The sequence below is a fragment of the Clostridioides sp. ZZV14-6387 genome, from assembly GCF_020657835.1.
Classification (GTDB): Bacteria; Bacillota; Clostridia; order Peptostreptococcales; family Peptostreptococcaceae; genus Clostridioides; species Clostridioides difficile_A.
On sequence record NZ_JAGWCW010000030.1, the window covers coordinates 1 to 22,069 of the forward strand.

22 protein-coding genes and 1 other annotated feature are annotated in these 22,069 nt (G+C 28.9%); of the genes, 4 read left to right on the forward strand and 18 right to left on the reverse strand.

What is annotated here, in order from left to right:
• The coding region (locus KGF38_RS16185; RefSeq protein ID WP_227832532.1) for a CAP domain-containing protein at nt 1–605 on the forward strand (605 nt) is incomplete at its 5' end.
• A 243-nt stretch (nt 606–848) separates the two neighbouring features.
• Here the strand turns inward: KGF38_RS16185 and KGF38_RS20620 are convergent.
• Nucleotides 849–947, reverse strand: a complete 99-nt coding sequence (locus KGF38_RS20620) for a hypothetical protein (RefSeq protein ID WP_407811968.1) — start codon at nt 945–947, stop codon at nt 849–851.
• A 144-nt stretch (nt 948–1,091) separates the two neighbouring features.
• On the opposite strand from KGF38_RS20620, the gene KGF38_RS16190 reads away from it, so the two are divergent.
• The gene (locus tag KGF38_RS16190) at nt 1,092–1,367 is read left to right on the forward strand and encodes a methyltransferase family protein (RefSeq protein WP_074178523.1); all 276 of its coding nucleotides are present in this window, start codon (nt 1,092–1,094) and stop codon (nt 1,365–1,367) included.
• 177 nt (nt 1,368–1,544) lie between these two features.
• Here KGF38_RS16190 and nifJ read toward each other — a convergent pair whose 3' ends face one another.
• From nifJ to KGF38_RS16215, 5 genes are all read right to left on the reverse strand, one after another.
• Nucleotides 1,545–5,084 (reverse strand): pyruvate:ferredoxin (flavodoxin) oxidoreductase, encoded by a 3,540-nt coding sequence (gene nifJ / locus KGF38_RS16195; RefSeq protein WP_074178524.1) that lies wholly within the window; start codon nt 5,082–5,084, stop codon nt 1,545–1,547.
• A 517-nt stretch (nt 5,085–5,601) separates the two neighbouring features.
• Entirely contained in the window at nt 5,602–6,171 is a 570-nt protein-coding gene (pduL, locus tag KGF38_RS16200; protein ID WP_021385571.1) for a phosphate propanoyltransferase, read from the reverse strand.
• 72 nt (nt 6,172–6,243) lie between these two features.
• Complete coding sequence (locus KGF38_RS16205; RefSeq protein ID WP_176702460.1) at nt 6,244–6,852, reverse strand: flavodoxin family protein; 609 nt, start codon at nt 6,850–6,852, stop codon at nt 6,244–6,246.
• Nucleotides 6,853–6,859: 7 nt separating this feature from the next.
• Entirely contained in the window at nt 6,860–8,623 is a 1,764-nt protein-coding gene (locus tag KGF38_RS16210) for a GAF domain-containing SpoIIE family protein phosphatase (RefSeq protein WP_054271251.1), read from the reverse strand.
• A 42-nt stretch (nt 8,624–8,665) separates the two neighbouring features.
• Nucleotides 8,666–9,127: a hypothetical protein gene (locus KGF38_RS16215; RefSeq protein ID WP_054271252.1), complete on the reverse strand. Its 462-nt coding sequence runs from the start codon at nt 9,125–9,127 to the stop codon at nt 8,666–8,668.
• A 191-nt stretch (nt 9,128–9,318) separates the two neighbouring features.
• On the opposite strand from KGF38_RS16215, the gene KGF38_RS16220 reads away from it, so the two are divergent.
• Entirely contained in the window at nt 9,319–9,780 is a 462-nt protein-coding gene (locus KGF38_RS16220; protein WP_054271253.1) for a hypothetical protein, read from the forward strand.
• A gap of 92 nt (nt 9,781–9,872) precedes the next feature.
• Here the strand turns inward: KGF38_RS16220 and KGF38_RS16225 are convergent, their stop codons facing one another.
• The 5 genes from KGF38_RS16225 to hpt form a co-directional block, all read right to left on the reverse strand.
• The gene (locus KGF38_RS16225) at nt 9,873–10,043 is read right to left on the reverse strand and encodes a hypothetical protein (protein ID WP_003416012.1); all 171 of its coding nucleotides are present in this window, start codon (nt 10,041–10,043) and stop codon (nt 9,873–9,875) included.
• 189 nt (nt 10,044–10,232) lie between these two features.
• Entirely contained in the window at nt 10,233–10,454 is a 222-nt protein-coding gene (locus KGF38_RS16230) for an alpha/beta-type small acid-soluble spore protein (protein ID WP_003416009.1), read from the reverse strand.
• A gap of 83 nt (nt 10,455–10,537) precedes the next feature.
• A complete protein-coding gene (locus KGF38_RS16235) occupies nt 10,538–11,764 on the reverse strand; it encodes an NAD(P)/FAD-dependent oxidoreductase (protein WP_074178528.1) in 1,227 nt (408 codons plus the stop codon).
• Between the two features lie 59 nt (nt 11,765–11,823).
• Nucleotides 11,824–12,756: a phosphatase PAP2 family protein gene (locus KGF38_RS16240; protein ID WP_054271255.1), complete on the reverse strand. Its 933-nt coding sequence runs from the start codon at nt 12,754–12,756 to the stop codon at nt 11,824–11,826.
• Nucleotides 12,757–12,845: 89 nt separating this feature from the next.
• Complete coding sequence (gene hpt, locus KGF38_RS16245) at nt 12,846–13,373, reverse strand: hypoxanthine phosphoribosyltransferase (protein ID WP_044213776.1); 528 nt, start codon at nt 13,371–13,373, stop codon at nt 12,846–12,848.
• 228 nt (nt 13,374–13,601) lie between these two features.
• On the opposite strand from hpt, the gene KGF38_RS16250 reads away from it, so the two are divergent.
• Nucleotides 13,602–14,678 (forward strand): pyridoxal phosphate-dependent aminotransferase, encoded by a 1,077-nt coding sequence (locus tag KGF38_RS16250; RefSeq protein ID WP_074178529.1) that lies wholly within the window; start codon nt 13,602–13,604, stop codon nt 14,676–14,678.
• 84 nt (nt 14,679–14,762) lie between these two features.
• Here KGF38_RS16250 and KGF38_RS16255 read toward each other — a convergent pair whose 3' ends face one another.
• From KGF38_RS16255 to KGF38_RS16285, 7 genes are all read right to left on the reverse strand, one after another.
• Entirely contained in the window at nt 14,763–15,971 is a 1,209-nt protein-coding gene (locus tag KGF38_RS16255) for a dicarboxylate/amino acid:cation symporter (protein ID WP_074178530.1), read from the reverse strand.
• Between the two features lie 160 nt (nt 15,972–16,131).
• Entirely contained in the window at nt 16,132–16,521 is a 390-nt protein-coding gene (locus tag KGF38_RS16260) for a DUF1232 domain-containing protein (RefSeq protein ID WP_227832534.1), read from the reverse strand.
• Between the two features lie 103 nt (nt 16,522–16,624).
• Nucleotides 16,625–17,626 (reverse strand): aspartate--ammonia ligase, encoded by a 1,002-nt coding sequence (gene asnA, locus KGF38_RS16265; protein WP_227832535.1) that lies wholly within the window; start codon nt 17,624–17,626, stop codon nt 16,625–16,627.
• 58 nt (nt 17,627–17,684) lie between these two features.
• Nucleotides 17,685–17,940, reverse strand: a binding site (T-box leader).
• 131 nt (nt 17,941–18,071) lie between these two features.
• Nucleotides 18,072–19,262, reverse strand: coding sequence for a MalY/PatB family protein (locus KGF38_RS16270; RefSeq protein WP_227832536.1), 1,191 nt, complete (start codon nt 19,260–19,262; stop codon nt 18,072–18,074).
• Between the two features lie 269 nt (nt 19,263–19,531).
• Nucleotides 19,532–20,659, reverse strand: a complete 1,128-nt coding sequence (locus KGF38_RS16275; protein WP_227832537.1) for a M20 peptidase aminoacylase family protein — start codon at nt 20,657–20,659, stop codon at nt 19,532–19,534.
• 60 nt (nt 20,660–20,719) lie between these two features.
• On the reverse strand, nt 20,720–21,205 hold the full coding sequence (locus KGF38_RS16280; RefSeq protein WP_054271262.1) for a YjiG family protein: 486 nt from the start codon (nt 21,203–21,205) through the stop codon (nt 20,720–20,722).
• Between the two features lies 1 nt (nt 21,206).
• On the reverse strand, nt 21,207–21,875 hold the full coding sequence (locus tag KGF38_RS16285) for a nucleoside recognition domain-containing protein (protein WP_054271263.1): 669 nt from the start codon (nt 21,873–21,875) through the stop codon (nt 21,207–21,209).
• Nucleotides 21,876–22,069: the final 194 nt, after the last annotated feature.

Here is a 22,069-nt window from a genome sequence, read left to right on the forward strand (position 1 = left end):
CTACTAATAAACCTGAAGATGATAATAACTCAGGCTCTACTAATAAACCTGAAGATGATAATAACTCAGGCTCTACTGATAAACCTGAAGACAATAATAACTCAGAATCTAACAAACCTGAAGATAATAATTCAGGCTCTACTAATAAACCTGAGGATAACAACAACTCAGAATCTAATAAGCCTGAAGATAATAATAATTCAGGTTCTACAAATGGAAATTTTTCAGCTTACCAAAAAGAAGTCGTTGATTTAGTAAATATAGAAAGATCTAAAGCTGGATTAAATCCTCTTACTCTTGATTCTTCTGTATCAAATGTTGCTACTAAGAAGTCTCAAGATATGATTGATAACAATTATTTTTCACACAATTCTCCAACTTATGGTTCTCCATTCGATATGTTGAAAAAGTTTGGGATAAGCTATAAAACAGCTGGTGAAAATATAGCTATGGGTCAAAAAACTCCAAAAGAAGTTGTAAATGCGTGGATGAATTCTGAAGGTCACAGAAAAAATATACTAAATCCAAATTTTAGTAAAATAGGTGTTGGAGTAGCTCAAAAAAGTGGTGGTTCACTTTATTGGACACAAATCTTTGTAGGATAAAATACTCTTTTCCCATATATCAAAAGAGTATCTCTAAATGATTAAATAAAATCACAAATGAGATACTCTTTTGTATCTATATTCAAAACTATTAAATACAAATAAATACAGTATAAACATCATTTACTAATATGTACTTCAAAAATCATTCGTAAAAAAATCAAAACTCCCTTTAGGTGCCATTAAAATTCTTTCTAAAATTAAACTTAATGCTTTTAATTTACGATTTCTTTCTTCTTTATCTCAAGTAAAAATACCTGGGTCAAGTAAAAACGTGAAAACAGATAAAACTATTTCTGAAACTTCTAAAGTATATTCACACTTGAATATACCTTCTTCAATTCCTTCTTATCCACATACTCATTCCCTTCATATTGTATTATAACATAGGCTCAAAAAGTGACCACTGGTCGAAAACATGATACAACAAAGAAAATCTGACCATTGGTTGAAAAATATTGGGGATATGAGAATTGAAAAGGAATATTGGTCACAACAGGAATTTATGGACATATAAGACATCCACAATATACAGGATTTTTACTAATAACACTTGGTATGATATTTGAATGGGCGACTATTCCCCTTTTAATCATGTGGCCTATATTAGTAGTTGTATATTATAGATTAGCAAAGAAAGAAGAAAATGAAATGATAAATGAATTTGGAGATAATTATATTACTTACCGTAAAAAAACTGGAATGTTTCTTCCTAAAATATCACTTAAAAAAGACATTCAAAATACAGAAACAAAATTTTAATATTTTATAGAAAAAGGAGGTGTCTCAAATGAACTTTTTAGTTCATGAGGCACTCTTTTTTGTATGAAATCAAATATATTTTTATCATTTCAACAATAAAAAAGAGGCTTATCTCTATTTTGAGACAGCCTCTTTTTATCAAATCTATATTTTACATAAGCTTATAACATTTTAATATTATTCAGCTAATTTTTTATATCCTTCATATCTTTCTTTAGCATCAGCTTCAGCTTTAGTAAATAATCCTTCAGCTTGCTCTGGGAATTGCTTAGCTATAGCAGAGTATCTTACTTGTGCAAGTATGAAATCTCTGAAGCTTGCAGTTGGTTCTTTAGAGTCTAAAGTGAATGGGTTTTTACCTTCAGCTTTTACTTCTGGATTGAATCTGTATAAATGCCAGTATCCGCAAGCAACAGCTTGTGCTTCATTAGCTACAGTTCTTCCCATACCTTCTTTTAATCCGTGGTTTATACATGGAGCATAAGCTATTATTAAAGATGGTCCATCATGTTTTTCAGCTTCTAGAACAGCTTTGATAAATTGGTTTTTATCAGCACCCATAGCAACTTGAGCTACATATACGTTTCCATAAGTCATAGCCATCATTCCTAAATCTTTCTTTCTAGATTGCTTACCTGCTGCAGCAAACTTAGCCATAGCAGCAGCTGGAGTAGCTTTAGAAGCTTGACCTCCTGTATTTGAATATACTTCTGTATCAAATACAAGTACATTTACATTTTCACCAGATGCAAGAACATGGTCTAATCCACCATAACCGATGTCATATGCCCAACCATCTCCACCTAGTATCCATTGAGATCTCTTAACTAGATAATCTTTTCTATCTTCTATAGCTTTTACTAATTCTTTAGCTTTTGCATCTGTACAATCACAAGATGGTTTTGCTAATAATTCAACAACTTTAGCACTTGCCACTTTAGAAGCTTCTCCATCATTTCTAGAATCTAACCATTCTGTAAATACTGCTTTAGCATCTTCACAGATATCCATAGAAACTAATTCTGTCATAGCATCTACTATTTTTCCTCTTATTTGTTTAACAGCTGTGTACATACCAAATCCGTATTCAGCATTGTCTTCAAATAAAGAGTTTGCCCAAGATGGACCTTTACCTTCATGGTTACAAGTATAAGGAGTTGATGGTGCAGAAGCTCCCCATATAGAAGAACATCCAGTAGCATTAGCTATCATCATTCTATCTCCATATAATTGTGTAACTAATTTGATGTAAGCAGTTTCTCCACATCCAGCACATGCTCCTGAGAATTCCATTAATGGTTGTCTAAATTGACTTCCTTTAACAGTATTTGCAGGCATAACATCTACTTTTGGAGCTACTTCATCAGGATTTACTGCAAATGCCCAATTATCTAACTCTGTATCAAGTTGAGTATCTATTGGCTTCATAACTAAAGCTTTTTCTTTAGCTGGACATATGTCAGCACAGTTTCCACATCCTGTACAGTCAAGTGGACTAACTTGAATTCTATATTTTAATCCTTCTAATCCTTTACCTAATGCTTTTTTAGTTTCAAATCCTTTTGGAGCATTAGCTAATTCTTCTTCAGTAACTAATACTGGTCTTATACATGCATGAGGACATATAAAAGAACATTGGTTACATTGGATACAGTTATCTGTTATCCATTCAGGAACATCAACAGCTATACCACGTTTTTCGTAAGCTGAAGTACCACAAGGGAATGTTCCATCTTCTATACCATTGAATGTACTTACTGGTAAGTTATTTCCTTCTTGTGCAGTCATTGGTCTTAATATATTTCTTATAAATTCTGGCTCTTTTACTTCTTCTTTATCTGCATCAACAGCATTTGTCCAAGCAGCTGGAACTTCAACTTTAACTAAAGCATTTATTCCTGCATCAACAGCAGCATAGTTCATGTTAACTATTTTTTCACCTTTTTTACCATAAGCTTTAACTATAGAATCTTTTAAGTATTTAACAGCATCTTCTTCTGGTATTATTTCAGCTAATTTAAAGAATGCAGATTGCATTATCATGTTTATTCTATTTCCAAGACCTATTTCTTGTCCTAGTTTAACAGCATTAACTGTATAGAATTTTATATCATTTTTAGCTATATATTGTTTCATATGAGCTGGTAAGTTTTCTTCAATTCCAGCTTGGTCCCATATAGTGTTAAGTACAAATGTACCACCTTTTTTAAGACCTTTTAATAAATCATATTGATAAACATATGATTGTTTATGACAGGCAATATAGTCAGCTTCATCTATTAAATAAGTTGCTCTTATTGGAGTATCACCAAATCTTAAGTGAGACATAGTTATACCACCAGATTTTTTAGAGTCATAATCAAAGTAAGCTTGAGCATATTTTTCAGTGTGGTCACCGATTATTTTTATAGCTTGTTTATTAGCTCCAACAGTACCATCAGAACCTAATCCCCAGAACTTACATCTTATAGTTCCTTTAGAAGCTATTTTAATTGGCTCAGCAGGAGCTAAAGAAGTATTAGTTACATCATCAACTATACCTACTGTAAATCCATTCTTAGGTTGTTCTGAAACTAAGTTATCAAAAACAGTTTTTATATCTGAAGGAGTAGTGTCTTTTGAACCTAATCCATATCTTCCACCTATTATCATAGGAGCATTTTCTTTTCCATAGAATACATCACGTACATCTAAGTATAATGGTTCACCAGTTGCACCTGGCTCTTTAGTTCTATCAAGTACACATATTCTTTCAACAGTAGATGGCATAGCATCTAAGAAATGTTTCATTGAGAATGGTCTATATAAATGAACTTTAACTAAACCATATTTTTCTCCTTTAGCATTTAAGTAATCTATAGTTTCTTCTATTGTCTCTGTTACAGAACCCATAGCTATTAATACATACTTAGCATCTTCTGCTCCATAATAATCAAATAAACTATGTTTTCTACCTGTTAAATTACTCATTTTTTCCATGTATTTTTCAACTATACCTACTATATTTTGATAGTATTTGTTAGAAGCTTCTCTAGTTTGGAAATATATATCTGGATTTTGAGCAGTACCACGAGTAACTGGATGATTTGGAGATAATGCATTATCTCTAAATGCTTGAACTGCTTCAAAATTTAATAAACTTGCGTAATCTTCGTTTTCTAATAATTCAACTTTTTGGATTTCATGTGAAGTTCTGAATCCATCAAAGAAATGTATAAATGGTAATCTACCTTCTATTGCAGCTAAATGTGCAACTGGTGCTATATCAGCTACTTCTTGAACTGAACCAGAAGCTAATAATACACATCCAGTTTGTCTAGCAGCCATAACGTCTTGATGATCCCCAAATATTGATAAAGCTTGAGATGCTAAAGCACGAGCACTTACATGGAATACTCCTGGTAATAACTCACCTGCAACTTTATACATGTTTGGTATCATTAATAATAAACCTTGAGATGCTGTAAAAGTAGAAGTTAAAGCTCCTCCTTGTAAAGAACCATGGAATGCTCCTGCTGCTCCTGCTTCTGACTGCATTTCAACAACATTAACTTCTTGTCCAAATACATTTTTTCTTCCTTGTGATGCCCACTCATCAACTACTTCAGCCATAGTTGAAGATGGTGTGATTGGATATATAGCTGCTACATCTGTAAACGCATAGGCAACGTGAGCTGCAGCTGTATTTCCATCAAGTGTTTTCATAAACTTAGCCATAATATGTATCCTCCTTGATAGCTACAATTGTACTTGTTTATAACAAGTCTATTTTTTATATTTACATATAATTTACACAACAAAAATATAAACACACATATAGTCGCGCAAATACTCTATCTTCTAATATAATACTACAGATTAGATAAAATTCCTTTGAAAATTGTAAATTAATTACATATTTAAGTAGATTTTTTTTTAAATTAAATATGTTAAGTTTTTTTCATAATTTTGTATACAATATATAATAAATTAAGTTAGATTTTTCAAACTTTTTCATCTATTTGTATATATTAGTACAAAGTCAAAATATTTATCTTTATTATATGTAAATTTTTATATATATAATTTTACCATATTACATCATATTTTTGTAAGTTTTTATTATATTTTTCATAATACCCCTTTATTTTATAAATTAATCTAATAGATTAAACTTATCAGATAGAAATTTATTACATTTAAAAAAATATGCTAGCAAATAGAACATCCACTAGCATAAACTTCATTTATAATATTAGTCAACTATTAATTCTACTAACTCTCCATTTTTAACACCAGCTGCATTTCCTTCTTCCATATCAACATGCATTTCTAGATTGAAGCTATCACTAGCTCTTACTAATACATTTTCAAATACTAATGCTCTTGGTCCAGAAGTTTTAACTTTTACTATTTGCTTATCAGCTACACCAAATTTAGCAGCGTCTTCATTGCTCATATGTATATGTCTAGAAGCAACTATAACTCCTTCTTTCATTTCTACTTCTCCAGCAGGTCCTACTAATTTAACACCTGGAGTTCCAGCTATATCACCAGATTCTTTTATTGGTGCTTTTACTCCTAATGGGAAACCATCTGCTAAAGATATTTCAACTTGAGTATGAGCTCTAGCTGGTCCTAATACTCTAACTCCTTTTAAAGTTCCTTTTGGGCCTACTAAATCTACTTTTTCTTCACAGGCATATTGTCCTGGTTGAGATAATGGTTTAAATTTAGTTAATTCATGACCTGCCCCAAATAATACGTCTATATCAGCTTGACTTAAATGAACATGTTTATTAGATAATGCTATTGGTAATTTCATTGAAATTCCCTCCTTTTAATTATTTTAAATTATTGCAATACAATTATACATAATATTACCTACAAAATCAAATTATATTAAATCAATATATATCTTTAAATTTTTATATATTATATCTTTAAATTCTTGATTATCCATATAGGGTATATTGTCTGTATTATTTAAATATATATTGTGTAAAAGTTTAGTATTTATACTCTTAAAGAAAAAATCCATGACAATCTGTCCACCTTTAAATTGTGAATCATAGGATTTACTACCTCCTATTGCAATATACATACCAACACGCTTCTTATTCCTATCAATTGAAGGCTTCTTTAACACATATTTACTTGCATATATAGCTTGAGTTCTATCAACAACAGTTTTTAATTTAGCTGAGATTGAATCAAAATGCACAGGGCTTATGACTATAGTTCCTTTTGACTCATCAAACATTTTATATAATGGTTTCATGTCATCATTAAACTTACAAAAACCTGTTTTCTCACAAAATCCACATGCTGTACAATATTCAATATCCATATCATATATATTAAATATTTTGCTACTCAATCCACTCTCTTCTAACTTAACCTTCACTTCATTTGCTATAAAACTGCAATTTTTATTATTTCTTGGGCTTCCATTTATTATAATAATCTCTGGACTTTTAAGTTCTTTTTTATCATTTAAATCCATAATCAATCTACCTATCCTTTAACATAACTATTAAAATATCATCATCATAATTATCTTTTGATGAGAAATTCTTTAAATCTAATTTTAAATTTTCTACTATTAACTGCTGATTTAATCTAAAGTTTTCTTTTAGAAAGTTTTCTAATCTATTTATACCATATTCTTCTTTTGACGTATTTTTTATCTCTAAAATTCCGTCAGTATACATACATACCATTGCATAATTTTCCATTGAAAGAGTATTATTTTCATAGGTAGCATCTTCCATTATTCCAATAGGTATCCCCTTTTTACAATTCAAATTATTTTCTATTGTCCCATTCTTCTTCACGAATACAGGGCTATAGTGACCAGCATTAGATATTGTAATAATATTTTCTTTAGTATCTATAATACCTATCAAACACGTTGTAAATACACCCATTTTATCAAACTCATCATATAACATGCTATTTAAATGTGTCATTATTTCTCTTGGTGTATTATATTGATTACATAAGACTTTAAAAGCACCTTTTATCATCGCAACAACATAATTTGATACCATTCCATGTCCCATTACATCAGCAACAATATAGACTATATGTTCATCATCTACTTTTGTGGCATAATAAAAATCTCCTCCTACTACTCTCGCTGGTTTATGATAAAAATACAGTTCTTTATCTTCATTACAATCCATTTTTCCTTTGTCCATAATAAGTTGTTGCTGTTTATTTAATATATTCAACTCATTTTCAAGAACCTTATGTTTTACTTCTTTTTCATTATGCTCATATAATTGCATCCCAACAGAAACTTGTTTGGATAATATACTAAGAATATTTAAATCATCACTAGTATAGTTTTTGCTATTTGCACAAACTATACATCCTATAGTCTCATTCTTATCCTGAAGTTTATAATATATATAACTTTCCAAGTTTATTCCTTTTTTTGAACATGGTTTTAAGTTATTTAGATATCCTCCTAATGACTCTTTCTTCAAAAATGTGTCAAGCATAGGGTATAAATTAGTTTTCTTTTTTTGCTCAGTATTATAACAGCTAAATATTTTATCCTTATTATCATGGCCAGTTATAATTATTAAAGCTTCTTTACTATTAGTAATGTTGCAAGCTTGTTTACTTAAATTTTCTAAAAATCCATCTATACTCTTATTAAGGTATAATTTTTTAGTGGCTTCATTTATAGCACTTATCGAACCTCTTAACTTGTCAATTAAAATTTGTACATTATTATTTTTATTAGTTATTTCTATTGATAAACTCAGAAGTGATGCAACAGAAGATATAAAGTCTATATCTTGTTCTGTTAAATAATCCTCCTCTTTTAAAAAACAAGTCATAAATCCAACAACTAAATTGTTTATTATAAAAGGAAAAACTATTCTCCCAATATAACCTTCAGATTTTGCTAAATCTCGTTCACCTTCAGCTCTAGAATCTTCAAATACATTTTTTACATATATTATCTTCTTTTCATTTACAGCTTCATGTATATATTCTGGATATGTGTCAAAATCAATTTTTGCACCTTTAAGACTATTAATTGGAAAAATTTGAGGTACATATTCTAAGGTTTGTGAACATACTAAGTAGGCATGTTTAGAATCATTTTTATAGAATAGATTTACACATGCCTTTGTAGGGTGAACAACCTCTAACATCTTTTCTATTATGTCATCTTTTATATTAAAAAAATCCGTAGATTCCGTCACCATAGCGGATATCTCCACTAAATTCTTCATTTTATAACTGCCATTAGTCATACTCAATTTCTCCCCCTATATATTAAACTATTTATTAGTATTTTAACATACATTCTTCATAGTAAAAACAAAAACAACGACAAAACTAGCAACTAATATCCAGTTAAATCCTGTCAATAACCCTATAAGAAGCAATGTAATTAATGCATTTAGACCTGTTCTTCCTTTTTCATCCATAAAAGTAATTTTAGATATGTCTATATTGTTCTTTACATTATTTATATGCTCTTTTACTTGTTCTTCCATATTTCTTTTATATAAAATATAAACTACACCTACTAAAAATACACCCATGCCCAAAATCAAGTTTAAATTAAAAGCTACCATAAGTAATATTGAACCAAAAACTAACTTTAAAAGTTTAAAAAATACACTGTCTATTTTTAAAGTTATATTTCTGATTTCTTTACATTCATCTCTTAAAGAATATCCACTTGAATCTAAATTATTAATCTTTGTTTTTACAATTTCAGAATAAAAAAGCTTTATTATCCCATTTAACATTTTCATCACTCCTAAATATTTTACATATATTTGTAAGTTTTACAATTATAATATTTTTTATACTTGGTAATAATAAAAAATAACAAATATTTTATAATTTAGTATTTATTGTAAATAAGTTAGTTAAACTTTATAGACTAAGTATAGATTTCTAAAAATAAATATTTTTACAATTAAAAGGAAGTGGTTGTGTGCAAATAGAACAACTTGATTTAGAAACAAGAAATAAAATATACTGCTACACTAAAAAAATACTTAGAAAATACCAAAAAGGTATAACATCTGGTAAATTAACGGCAGATAAATTTGCAGATAATATATTATCTCAAGGTTTCATTAGTAGTATACTTGATGAAAAAATAATTAAGGAATACGACTTTAAGTTATCTTATATAGACTATATAGAAACTTTGATAAAAATACAAAATGAAAATTTATCTAACTCTAGAAAAAAATCTACTAAGACTGTAAAGTGTTTCAATATCTCTCAAATAATCCAATTAAAAAACTTACTAAATGATACAGGTTATAATTTATTGATTCCATATAAATACTTAACTCCTAAAGATATAGAAGGAATCGTTACTCTAATTAATACTGGGTCTATTGAGCTTGGAAATGAGAGAATCTATAATTATATATCAAAAGTATGATAATATAAAGCTATTATAAAAAGGCAATTTATTTAATAAGAATTATTTTAATATTAAATAAATTGCCTTTTTAATTTTTTAATTAAAGATTATTATCCAAGAGCTTTTTCTAATTTAGATAAATGTTGTATTGGATAATATTTTAATAGCTCTTTAAATTGTTCTACTGATAAACCTTCTGTTGTTGTGTATATTCTTATTTTTTCATCTAAATCACTATTAATAAATTTGTTTTTTAAATCCTCAAAATTTACACTACTCATTTTACATCACTCCTTATGTAACATATTCGTTTGTATTATTTTATCCAAATTCCTAAAATTTATTACATAAAAATGCACCTGTGTAAAATTTAATAAAAAAAAGCTATCTCAATTTAGAAATTACTTTCTATATTTGAGATAGCTTTAGCTAAACTAATAGCCTAATAGTTATAAATAATTATTTATTAACTATCTGTTGCTTTTTCCAGCCATTTGTTGTTCAGCCATTTCAACTAATTTTTTAGTCATGTATCCACCTACATAACCATTTTCTCTTGCAGTAAGGTTTCCTTTATCAACTTGTTGATAATTACTCATACCAAGTTCGTTAGCTATTTCTAATTTCATTTGGTTTAAAGCCTCTTTTGCTCCTGGTACTACTGTTCTGTTGTTGTTATTGTTACTTGCCATGTTGATTACCTTCCTTCTGTTTAATTTATTTTGTGTTGCTGATAATATTATGTGATTTTAAACATTTTTAATTCAGGTAATTTTTAGCAATTAAAACCTGCCAAATATCCAGTAGAAAAAGCTATTTGCAAATTGAATCCTCCTGTATATGCATCTATATCTATTATCTCTCCAGCAAAAAATAGACCTTCTATTAGTTTTGACTCCATTGTACTTGCATTTATCTCATTTACTTTTACACCACCAGAAGTTATTATAGCTTCATCAATAGGTCTGTATCTTTTTACAGTAAACTTTAAATTCTTTAGTAAATGCACTAAGTGTTTTCTCTGTTCTCTAGAAATTTGGTGAACAACTGTATCTGGATTAATCTCACTCAAATCTATTATTATAGGTATAAGTTTTTTTGGAAGTAAATCATCCAATGCTTTTTCAAATTTTTTATTTGTATACTTTGCAAAATCTTTTTGAACTCTTTTATCCAACTTTTCTTCATCTAGTGCTGGTTTTAAATCTAAGAATATAGTGTAATTTTCTTTAGTTGTATCTTTCATTCTACAACTTGCAGACTTAATTATAGGTCCATCTAAGCCAAACTTAGTAAATTCAAGTTCTCCAAAATCACTGTAAACTTTCTTTTGTTTGCTATTAAATACTTTTATCTCAACATTTCTTAATGATAACTTTTCCAAATCTTTTATAAAGCCTTCTTGCACTTCAATACCAATTAAAGATGGTTTTGTATCTACAATGGTGTGACCTTGTGAAGCAGCAAATTTATATCCATCACCAGTAGAACCAGTAAGTGGATAACTTAATCCTCCAGTTGCTACTATAACCGAGTCACACTTAATTTCTTTTTTATTGGATAAAACTACTTTTTCAATTTTATTATTTTTAGATATTATTTTTTCTACTTTCGAATTTAATAATATATCTACTTTTTTGTTTTTGAGTTGTTTTTCAAGAGCCTTTACAACATCAAATGCTTTATCACTTTCTGGGAATACTCTTTTTCCTCTTTCTGTTTTAGTTTTTACACCAAGGTTATTAAACATGCTTATTACATCATCATTTGTAAAAGTATAAAAAGCACTATATAAAAATTTTCCATTTGTAGGAACATTTTCTATTAATTCTTCTATATCACAAGCATTAGTTATATTACATCTACCTTTTCCTGTTATTGCAAGTTTTTTACCTAATTTATGATTTTTCTCAATCAATGTTACATCAAATCCTCTTTCACATGCAGTTGATGCTGCTATCATCCCTGCTGGTCCGCCACCTATTACTACTACCTTCTTCAAATAATCACTCTTTTCTTCCCTTAATTTTTTAAGTTAAACTATTAATAAAGTAGTTTAGCTTAATTTAGCTTCAAAAGTTTAAATAATGCAGGAGCTCCTGCCACACCATAAAAAACAACTACAGTATTCTTAATAAAGTTCATAAAAATTATACTCATATTAGAATCACTTAGATTTAAAGTAACAATTAACATTGAAATAAATACTTTAATCCCCATATATAACATGCCTATTGTTACTATCCCAACCAAAAACCTACATATTCTTGAAAATATTATATTTTTACTATTTTTATTTTTACTACTAAAATTAATTTTTTTGTTATTATTGTCTGTATTAAATCTAACAAATTTATCTTCAACTATATATCCAAATATAAACCCTACTATGATACCAAATTTTTCAAAATAGTCAGGGCTATTTAAAAATATAGCTATTATAACAAATGGTATAAGTAAAACCACAAGAAAAATATAATTTTTACTATCGTCAATATAGTCAAATATTTTTACAAATATAACTGTAAAAAATATACCTAAGGTCCACCCAGCTATTACATCTATAGGCCAATGAACTGCCAAATATAGTCTAGATAAACCAACACCTAATACCATTAATGCACCTATTAAATGAATGTATCTCTTTTTAAATATAGTCATAATACTAACCCAAAATGTAGTTGCAGTTTGAGTATGAGCACTTGGAAAAGAGTAACCACCAGCAGTAGAAACTCTCAGTGACTCAAGACCTTTTATTCCTATTGGTCTAGGAGCTTTTACAAATTCTTTGATTCCTAAATTCACAACAAAATTTCCAATTATAGCAAACAATATTTTCTGCCCACATTTTTTATTTATACACCAGTAAATGATTGTTGTAATTAATATTAATAGTGGTGCTTCTGTACTTATTGTGAATACAAGAAATATAAAGTTCAAAATTGGATTTCTTAAATTTTGGAAAAATAATAATATACTTAATTGAATATCCATATAGAGGTCTCCTTTACTAATATTTTATATACTTAATTAAAAAGCACTAAATCCCTTAGAGATTAGTGCTTTTAATTCACATTTAAGTCTTATTCTACATCCTCAACTATACCTATATAAGGTAAATTTCTATACTTCTCAGCATAATCTATTCCATATCCAACAATAAATTTATCTTCAATAACAAATCCCACATAGTCTACAGGTATATTAGCTTTTCTTCTTTGAGGTTTATCAAGTAAAGTACATAGCTTTAGGCATTTTGGGCTTCTAGTCTTCAAAGCTGCGACTAGGTTACTTAATGTCAATCCAGAGTCTATTATATCCTCCACAATTAATACATTTTTTCCTTCAATGTCTACATCTAAATCTTTTAATATTTTAACTGTTCCAGAAGATTCTGTTGAACTACCATAGCTTGTAACGCTCATAAAATCTATATTTACATCTAAGTCTATACATCTTATTAAATCTGAAACAAATACACTAGCTCCTTTAAGGATACCTACTACTAGTAAATCTTCACCTTTAAAATCTTCTTCTATTTTTTTTCCTAATTCATAAACTTTTTCTTTTATTTGTTCTTCTGTCAACATTTTTCCTGTAATTTTGTACATCTTGTACCCTCCCGCTTTCCATCTATTAACCTATATATTATAGCATACCAAAATATCAATTAAAATATTTTTCATCATTTTTAAACGTAAAGTAACAGCTTATCCATACTTTTTTGCTTTTTATCTTAAAAATTTGGAATAAACATTCCTTTGTATTATAATCTATATGTACATGTATTAATCAGTTATTTTTATCAATTATATAATTTTATTTTTGGAGGTACTTTTATGAGCACAAATCATGGAGCTAATTTATATAGTTTATCTAGTAAGTATGGCTTTTCAAAAGAAGAATTTATGGATTTTAGTTCAAATATAAATCCTTTTGGTACATCAAGTTTAGCCAAACAATACATTGTAAACAATATAGATATGGTATCTATGTATCCTGACCCTGATTACATAGACTTAAAAACTTCTATATCAAGTTACTGCAAATGTTCTATAGATAATATAGTCCTTGGCAGTGGAGCTACAGAATTAATCTCATCATTCATACATACAATCAACCCTAAACAAGCTCTTTTACTTTCCCCTGCATATTCAGAGTATGAAAAAGAGCTATCTAAAGTTAATTGTTCTATAGATAAATACTTCGCCAAAGAAGAAGATAATTTTAACATAAATTTAGAAAATCTTATAGAAACTATTAACGCTAAAAATTATGATTTGGTTATCATCTGCAACCCTAGCAATCCTACTGGATTTGCATTTACTAAAATACAAGTAAGAGAAATTTTAAAAAACACAGACTCTTTTTTAATGATTGATGAGACTTATATAGAATTTACTGATACAGACATATATTCTTGTACTCAGTTAGTTGATGATTATTTTAATTTATTTGTTATAAGGGGCACATCAAAGTTTTTTTCAACACCTGGTATAAGACTTGGATACGGTCTTATATCTGACATTAAGGTTAAAAATGAAATAAATAAAAACCTAGATTTATGGAATATAAATATAATCGCTTCAAAAATGGGAGAAATCATGTTTAGTGATTTGAATTTTATATCAAGTACTATTTCTTTAATGAATACTGAAAGAGATTATTTACTTAAGGAACTTAAAAACATAAAGAACTTAAACGTATATGATACTAAAGGTAATTTTATATTATGTAAAATTAAAACAAAGGAATTTACTGCTAAAGCTCTTCGTGATAAACTAATTCCACAAAAAATAATAATAAGAGATTGTTATTCATTTGATGGGCTAGATGAATATTTCTTCAGGGTATGTATACTAAAACCTAATGAAAATAAATTATTAATATCATCTCTTAAAGCAATTTTTGAATAGAAAAATCACTTTATTGTGTAACTTTATAAGTATAAAAAATGAGTTATCTCTATTTGAGATAACTCATTTTTGTTTATTAACAAACTAAGCACTTTGTTCTTCTTTGTTTCCTTTTTTACTCATTCCATCATTTATTTTATCTACAACTGCTGCTATTGCATTATCTCCTGATACATTACATGCTGTACCAAAACTGTCTTGAGTTAAGTATAAAGCTATCATTAAACTTGCAAGACCTCCATCTGATGGTATTCCAACCATTGGTAAGAAAGGAAGTGCACTCATTATAGCCCCACCTGGTGCCCCTGGTGCTGCAACCATTGCTATACCTAACATTGCAATATAAGGGAATAATACACCTATTCCATGTGGCATACCATTCATCATTAAAACTGCTGTTGTAAACCCTGTTATTGATATCATACTACCTGATAAATGTATTGTTGCACAAAGAGGCACAACAAATTCTCTGATTTGCTTACTTACTCCATTTTTTTCTGCACAACCAACATTAACTGGTATAGTTGCTGCTGAAGATTGAGTACCTATAGCTGTTAAATATCCAGGTACTTGATTTTTTAACATTCTTACTGGATTTTTCCCTGAAAACATTCCTGATGCTGTAAATTGGCATGCCATATATACAAAATGTAAAGGTATTACCACTAAATAAACTTTCCAGAATACCCCTAATATTGTCCATACTTCCCCTGCTATAGTTATATTCGCAAAAGTTCCTGCTATGTATAAAGGTAATAAAGGTATAATTACTGTTGACAACGTTTTCGTTACAATTTCTTGGAACTCTTGGAAGAATTTAAATAAAACTTCTCCTTTTCCATGATTTCTTAAAGCTGATATTCCAAGCCCCATTACAAATGCAAACACAATTGCTGCTGTTACATCTACCATAGGCTCCAATGGAATTGTGAAGATTGGAGCTAACATTCCTGCCTCTGGGTCTCCAATTTGACTTGCTACGCTTGCATCAATAAAATTTGGGAAAATTAACGTAGATACTGCAAATGATAATAATCCCGCTATTAGAGTAGAGCCATACGCTATTGCTGTAGTTATTCCTAATAATTTTCCTGCACCTGTTGCTAAATCTGCTATACCTGCTGTTACAAACCCTATAATTATAAATGGTATTACAAACTTTAAGAATGCTGAGAATAATGTACTAACTGTTACTAGTATTTGTACTATTATTTCTGGTGCATAACTTCCGATTAAAATACCGACTATGATACCGATGATTAGCTTGGGCACTAAACCTATTTTCTTCTTCATAATATTTTACCCTCCATAATTTTTTAAATTAAGCATTCTTGTACATTGAATACTTAGTTAAATATTGGATATCCACTTATTATGATAATAGAGTTTTACCTCTCCGTCAACAATTTAGCCATTTTTTGTTAATAAAAAAAAGAATAACATATATAAATTGTTATTCTTCTTCATCTTTTATAGAAAATTCTACATTTTCAATTATATTTGAATGTTTATCTTTTTTTGTTATATTTCTATATCTATTAATTTCTTCATTCACAATACCTATGCTCCAAATTAATACTATAATATCATCTATAAATCCAAATGCTCCAGTAAGCATCTCAGGAATTATATCAACTCCAGATACAAAGTAAGATATAGTAAAAATTAAAACGGAAACTACTTTTACTTTATAGACTATATTGATTCTTTTATCCGTCATAAAATCAGGTAATTTAAGTAAATCAAATATAAAAAGCAAACCAAATTTAGCATTTTTAAATCTCACTAAAATTTTTTTAAAAAAATCTAAAATTATATTAACCATTCTTTTTAGAAATTCCATATTTATCACCTCTTATAATTATAGGTTATTCTACATTATAACCGATATAATTAATTTGATGAGTATATTATATATAAATTTTATCAACTAGTATATATTCAAATTATAACAATTCAATTCCTGCACTACTACAATTTTTAATCATATCTTGTGGCCATACTCCAACCTGTACTTCTCCTATATGAGCCTTTTGTAAGAAATACATACATATTCTTGACTGACCAATACCTCCACCAATTGTATATGGAAGTTCACCATTTAAAAGCATCTTATGATAATCAAACTCTTTTCTATCTTCACATCCAGCAAGTTTAAGTTGTCTATCAAGAGATTCTTCATCAACTCTAATTCCCATTGAAGATAGCTCTAATGCAGAATCTAAAACAGGGTTATAAAATAGTATATCTCCATTTAATTCCCAATCATCATAATCAGGGCTTCTTCCATCATGTTTTTCTCCTGATGTTAGTGTCTTTCCTATTTGAGTTATAAATACAGCTTTCTTATCTTTTACAATTTTATCTTCTCTTTCCTTTGGAGATAATTCTGGATACATATCTTCTAACTCTTGTGATGTTATAAAAGTTATTTCTTCTGGTAAGATTTCTTTTATGCCTTCATACATGCTACATACAAATATCTCTGTATCCTTAAATACTCCATATAGTCTTTCTACAACATCTTTTAAAGTATTTTCATTTCTACTACTTTTATCTATTACCAATTCCCAATCCCATTGGTCTACATAAAGAGAATGTATGTTATCTAATTCTTCATTTTTTCTTATCGCATTCATATCTGTATATAAACCACTGCCAACTTCAAAACCATATTTTTTAAGGGCTAATCTCTTCCATTTTGCAAGTGATTGAACAATTTCTGCATTTTTATTCATAAATGGTATATCAAAACTTACAGCCTTTTCTCCATTTAAATTATCATTTGCACCAGTTTCAGGCAATACAAATAATGGAGAAGAAACTCTTATTAGATTTAGTTCATTACTCAATCTCATTTCAAAAAAATCTTTTAATTTTTTTATAGCTACTTGTGTATCAATTACATTCAAACTACTTTTATAATCCTTTGGTATTATTGTACTCATATTATTCACTCCCTATATTTATATATTTTTCCATTAAAAAAACCTTTCATCCCTATATAAAAGGGACGAAAGGTTGTCTTTCCGCGGTACCACCCTGATTAGTTTAAAATAAATTTAAACCCAGCTCATAATGTACAGATATTACTCGATACATCCCAATATGATAACGGTTTGGTTCCGACTAAGCCTACTATTTTAAAATTTCGGTTAGCAACTCCAGGATGTTCTTCATTATAGACTTCATATTGGTCTCACACCATCACCAACTCGCTTTAACTACATTCTATAACTACTCTTCCTTTCAAAGTCTTTAAGAATTTAATCTAATAAAATTTAACTCTCTTATGTTTTCTATTTATTCATAATAGTATGATAAGTGATTAGTTAAAATTTGTCAAGTTTAATATTTTTTATTTCTATGCATCCTATAAATTTTTACCTATACTTATAAATTTTCAAATGTAGCCTTTAATCTATCCATACATTCTTTTAATAAAGACTGTGGGCATGCTACATTTATTCTTTCAAATCCTATTCCTTGTTTTCCAAATATATGACCTTCATCAAATAATACATTAGCTTTCTTAAACATTAAATCTTCAAGTTCTATTTCATTTAATCCATAGGCAGTAAAATCTAACCATGCTAAATACGTTCCTTCTGGATAAACAAGTTTTACTTTTGGTAAATTTTCTTTTAAGTATTCATCAATAAATCTTATATTATTATCTAAATATTCATTCAATTCATTAACCCAATCTTCACTTTCATTATATGCTGCTATAGTAGCTACAATAGCAAAAGGATTTGGTGAAGTTCCAACTCCAACAGCTGTGACCTCTTCTTGATATTTCTTTTTTAAATCATTGTTATTCACTATTATATTAGATAATTGCATTCCAGCTAGATTAAACGTTTTACTTGGTGCTATACATGTAACTATTTTATCTTTGTACTCTGGGCATAATGATTGTAAAGGAGTATGTTTAAATCCTTTTCTAATTAAATCAGAATGTATTTCATCAGCTATTATCCATAAGTCATATTTTTTACATATTTCTACAACTTTTTTTAATTCATCTTCTCTCCATACTCTACCAACTGGATTGTGAGGGCTACAAAGTATAAGTACTTTATTATTGCTACACTTAGCCTTTTCTTCTAAATCAGCATAATCCATTCTATATGTGCCATTCTCATATATCAGAGGATTGTTTACAACTTCTCTATTATTACTTTTTATCTTTGCTTCAAATGGGTAATACACTGGTTTTTGAACTATTACACCTTCATTAGAATCAGTTAATATTCTTACTAAAATAGCAATAGCTGGTACAACTCCTGGACTAAATACAATATTTTCTCTATTTATTTCCCAATTAAATCTTCTTTTGTACCAGCTACAAACTGCATTAAAGTATTCTTCACTATCATTAGAACTATATCCAAATATTTTGTGGTCAACTTTTTTATGTAATGCTTCTATTATTGGCTCTGCACATTCAAAATCCATATCTGCAATCCAAAAAGGTAAACCATCTTTTTGTGCTTTTGGTGAACAATTCGTTCTAAAATCCCATTTTACACAATCTGTCCCTACTCTATCTATTACTCGGTCAAAATTATATTTACTCATCTTACCCCTCCTAAAAATACAAATTTTATAATTATTGAGTATATAACTGGATGTAATTTGGTGTTATTTTACAATTCTACATATTATAATAGTAACACTTTTTTGTCCAATAGATTTAAAATATACTTATTTTTATCGTTATAGTTTTTTTCAATGTTGTAAAAATAGTTTCAATATATCAAAACAAGATTGCTTATATTAATTATATTTCAACTGACATAAGCAATCTTTTCTATAACTTCTAAATTTGTAAATGTAGAATCATTAGTTTAGATATTACCCAATCTCTTTTCAACTAATCTACACCATATATCAACTCCATATTCCAAAGCTTTTGTATCAAATGTCACATTTGGATTGTGAAATCCTGGTGTAGCATCAGCTCCCAATCCAATATATGTAGTTTTACATTTTAGTTTTTGTGTGTAGTAGTGAAAATCCTCTCCACCAGAATTCTTAAATATACCTATAGACGCATCTTCTCCCAATACATCTTTTATAGTTTCTTCAGCCAATTTCACAAGCCTTTCATCAAACTCTGCTGCTGGCACTCCATCCTTTGAAAGTAACACAGCTTCTGCATTTATAGAATTTGCAGCAGTTTTTACAGCATGTATTGCTTTTTCTTTTAATTCTTCTATTATCTCATTACTTTCTGCTCTTATATCTAAAGCCATAAATGCTTCATCTGGTATATTATTATATGTTTCTCCTTTAACTGATATATTTGTCACTTTTATGGAGTTTGGTACAGCTGGATTTACTCTTATTGCATTTATTGCACTCACTGCCAAACAAACAGCATCTACTGCATTTACTCCTAAGTGTGGTTTAGACCCATGGCAAGTAACACCTTTAATCGTAAACTCCATTATGCAACTAGCACAATGATACATTGCAGGTATTGCCTTTCCAAGTCTACAATCTTGACCAGGTCTTAAATGCATACCTACCATTTCTTCTACATCATCCAATAAGCCAGAATCGATTACTCTTAATGCACCATATAGCTTTTCTTCTCCTGGTTGAAAAAGTATTTTTAAAGTACCTCTCTTTACTAGATTTCTTTCTCTTATTAGTTTTGCAGCTGTTAAAAGCATGGAAGTGTGACCATCATGCCCACAAGCATGTATCATTTTCTTTTCTCCATCTATTATAAATTCCAACGCATCCATGTCTGCCCTTATAGCAAATACTGGTCCTTCTTTTTTAGAATCTATAGTTACTATAATACCAGTTCCTGCAATGCCTTTATTAATATCTTCAAAACCCATTTTTTCAAGTTCTTTTAAAACAAACTCAGATGTCTTATATTCTTCAAACCCTTTTTCTGGTATAGTATGTAAATAATCATACACCCTATGTACGTACTCAATATAATCTTTATTAGTTTCCATAATATAACTCCTCCTTAAAATGTAAACCTTATATTTATATTAAACTTTTATTATACTTACCTATACTACGAAATAATTCATTATAAGCATTGCAATACAACCATTTAAAGTTGCTATCACAAACATATGTGGATAATATTTTGTCTTTAATTCAGCAGTTCCTAAAAGTCTACCCATAAATTGTATCTGAGCACCTGAAAGCAATAACATTGGTAAAAGAATTGCAACATGTGCTTGGCTTATCTGACCTGCTGTAAATAGACCTGCTATTACTCCAGATGCTCCTCCCATTGATATAAATATTGTCATTATTGCAGTTGCTGCAACACCTGGAAGTCCAAATATGCTCATTACAGGTGTAAATATTGTTCCTATCACATCCAAAAGACCTGTTAAATTAAATATAGAAATTATAGCAAAACCAAAGATAACATTTGGAGCCATTGAATTTGTGCTTATTTGAAATCCATTTCTAGCTCCTCCAATAAATGCGTCTATCACATTCCCTTTTTTAGCCCTTACTTCTTTTTTTGCTACTTCACTCATATTAAGCTTCCCCCTTGTCAAATTTATTTAAATATAGTCTAAGTAAGTTTGCTCCAACAAATTTCATAATTAATATTAAAGCAAGTGGTATAAAGATTGGAACATCTCCGATAAATGGAAATAATGCTGCTCCAGAAGCAAAGAAGTTTGTGATTGCAGATGCACCTGAAAATTGAAATGCACAAAATACAGCCTTTTGTTTCTCGTCTATATATCCATCATCTTTAAGTTCTTTAGTCATAGATGCAGCTGCATCAGTAGATTGTAAACTAGCTATCAAAGTCAATCCTGCAAATCCAGGTAATCCTAATAACGGTTTTAATAGTGGACTAAGAAGCTTCTGAGCTGCCTTCATCCCATCTAAATGGTCTATAACTCTAACTATTCCAAGTGCAAACATAACAGATGGTATTAGTGTCAATGCATATAGCCATCCATCTCTAGGACCAGTACCTCCATCACCTCTAAAATTTGCAGCTAATGTACCCACACCATCATTAACAGTTCCTAATGTTCCAAAAGAACCCAGTACATTATTAAAATCCAATACTTTTAATGGCCCTGACGCATCCTTAAATATTCCTGAAAAGAATAATGCACCCAAAATTAATGCTACATACCCATACCATTTTACTTCTACTTTTTCTGTTGCTGATTCCAATTTGCTCATTTAAATTCTCCCTCCTGTTTAATTAAGATTTATTAGTATATCTCTTTAATAAGCAAAATTTGTGCCAATAATTTAATGATAAGGGTTTTATATCCATTTTTTATTGTAAATTTATCCCATATAATAAATTGCTTATAATTACTAACTTCTAAAGTATTTAAATACATTATTTTTTTATTACTTATTAAAATACA

Coding starts and splice junctions, on each gene's coding strand:
- KGF38_RS16280 (WP_054271262.1), bottom strand. CDS start 21,205: ATGAGTGAAGTAGCAAAAAAAGAAGTAAGGGCTAAAAAAGGGAATGTG.
- KGF38_RS16260 (WP_227832534.1), bottom strand. CDS start 16,521: ATGGAATTTCTAAAAAGAATGGTTAATATAATTTTAGATTTTTTTAAA.
- asnA (WP_227832535.1), bottom strand. CDS start 17,626: ATGAGTACAATAATACCAAAGGATTATAAAAGTAGTTTGAATGTAATT.
- nifJ (WP_074178524.1), bottom strand. CDS start 5,084: ATGGCTAAGTTTATGAAAACACTTGATGGAAATACAGCTGCAGCTCAC.
- hpt (WP_044213776.1), bottom strand. CDS start 13,373: ATGTACAAAATTACAGGAAAAATGTTGACAGAAGAACAAATAAAAGAA.
- KGF38_RS16255 (WP_074178530.1), bottom strand. CDS start 15,971: ATGAAGAAGAAAATAGGTTTAGTGCCCAAGCTAATCATCGGTATCATA.
- KGF38_RS16285 (WP_054271263.1), bottom strand. CDS start 21,875: ATGAGCAAATTGGAATCAGCAACAGAAAAAGTAGAAGTAAAATGGTAT.
- KGF38_RS16210 (WP_054271251.1), bottom strand. CDS start 8,623: ATGACTAATGGCAGTTATAAAATGAAGAATTTAGTGGAGATATCCGCT.
- KGF38_RS16230 (WP_003416009.1), bottom strand. CDS start 10,454: ATGGCAAGTAACAATAACAACAACAGAACAGTAGTACCAGGAGCAAAA.
- KGF38_RS16250 (WP_074178529.1), top strand. CDS start 13,602: ATGAGCACAAATCATGGAGCTAATTTATATAGTTTATCTAGTAAGTAT.
- KGF38_RS16205 (WP_176702460.1), bottom strand. CDS start 6,852: ATGGATTTAAATGATAAAAAAGAACTTAAAAGTCCAGAGATTATTATA.
- pduL (WP_021385571.1), bottom strand. CDS start 6,171: ATGAAATTACCAATAGCATTATCTAATAAACATGTTCATTTAAGTCAA.
- KGF38_RS16240 (WP_054271255.1), bottom strand. CDS start 12,756: ATGGATATTCAATTAAGTATATTATTATTTTTCCAAAATTTAAGAAAT.
- KGF38_RS16215 (WP_054271252.1), bottom strand. CDS start 9,127: ATGTTAAATGGGATAATAAAGCTTTTTTATTCTGAAATTGTAAAAACA.
- KGF38_RS16225 (WP_003416012.1), bottom strand. CDS start 10,043: ATGAGTAGTGTAAATTTTGAGGATTTAAAAAACAAATTTATTAATAGT.
- KGF38_RS16275 (WP_227832537.1), bottom strand. CDS start 20,659: ATGGAAACTAATAAAGATTATATTGAGTACGTACATAGGGTGTATGAT.
- KGF38_RS16270 (WP_227832536.1), bottom strand. CDS start 19,262: ATGAGTAAATATAATTTTGACCGAGTAATAGATAGAGTAGGGACAGAT.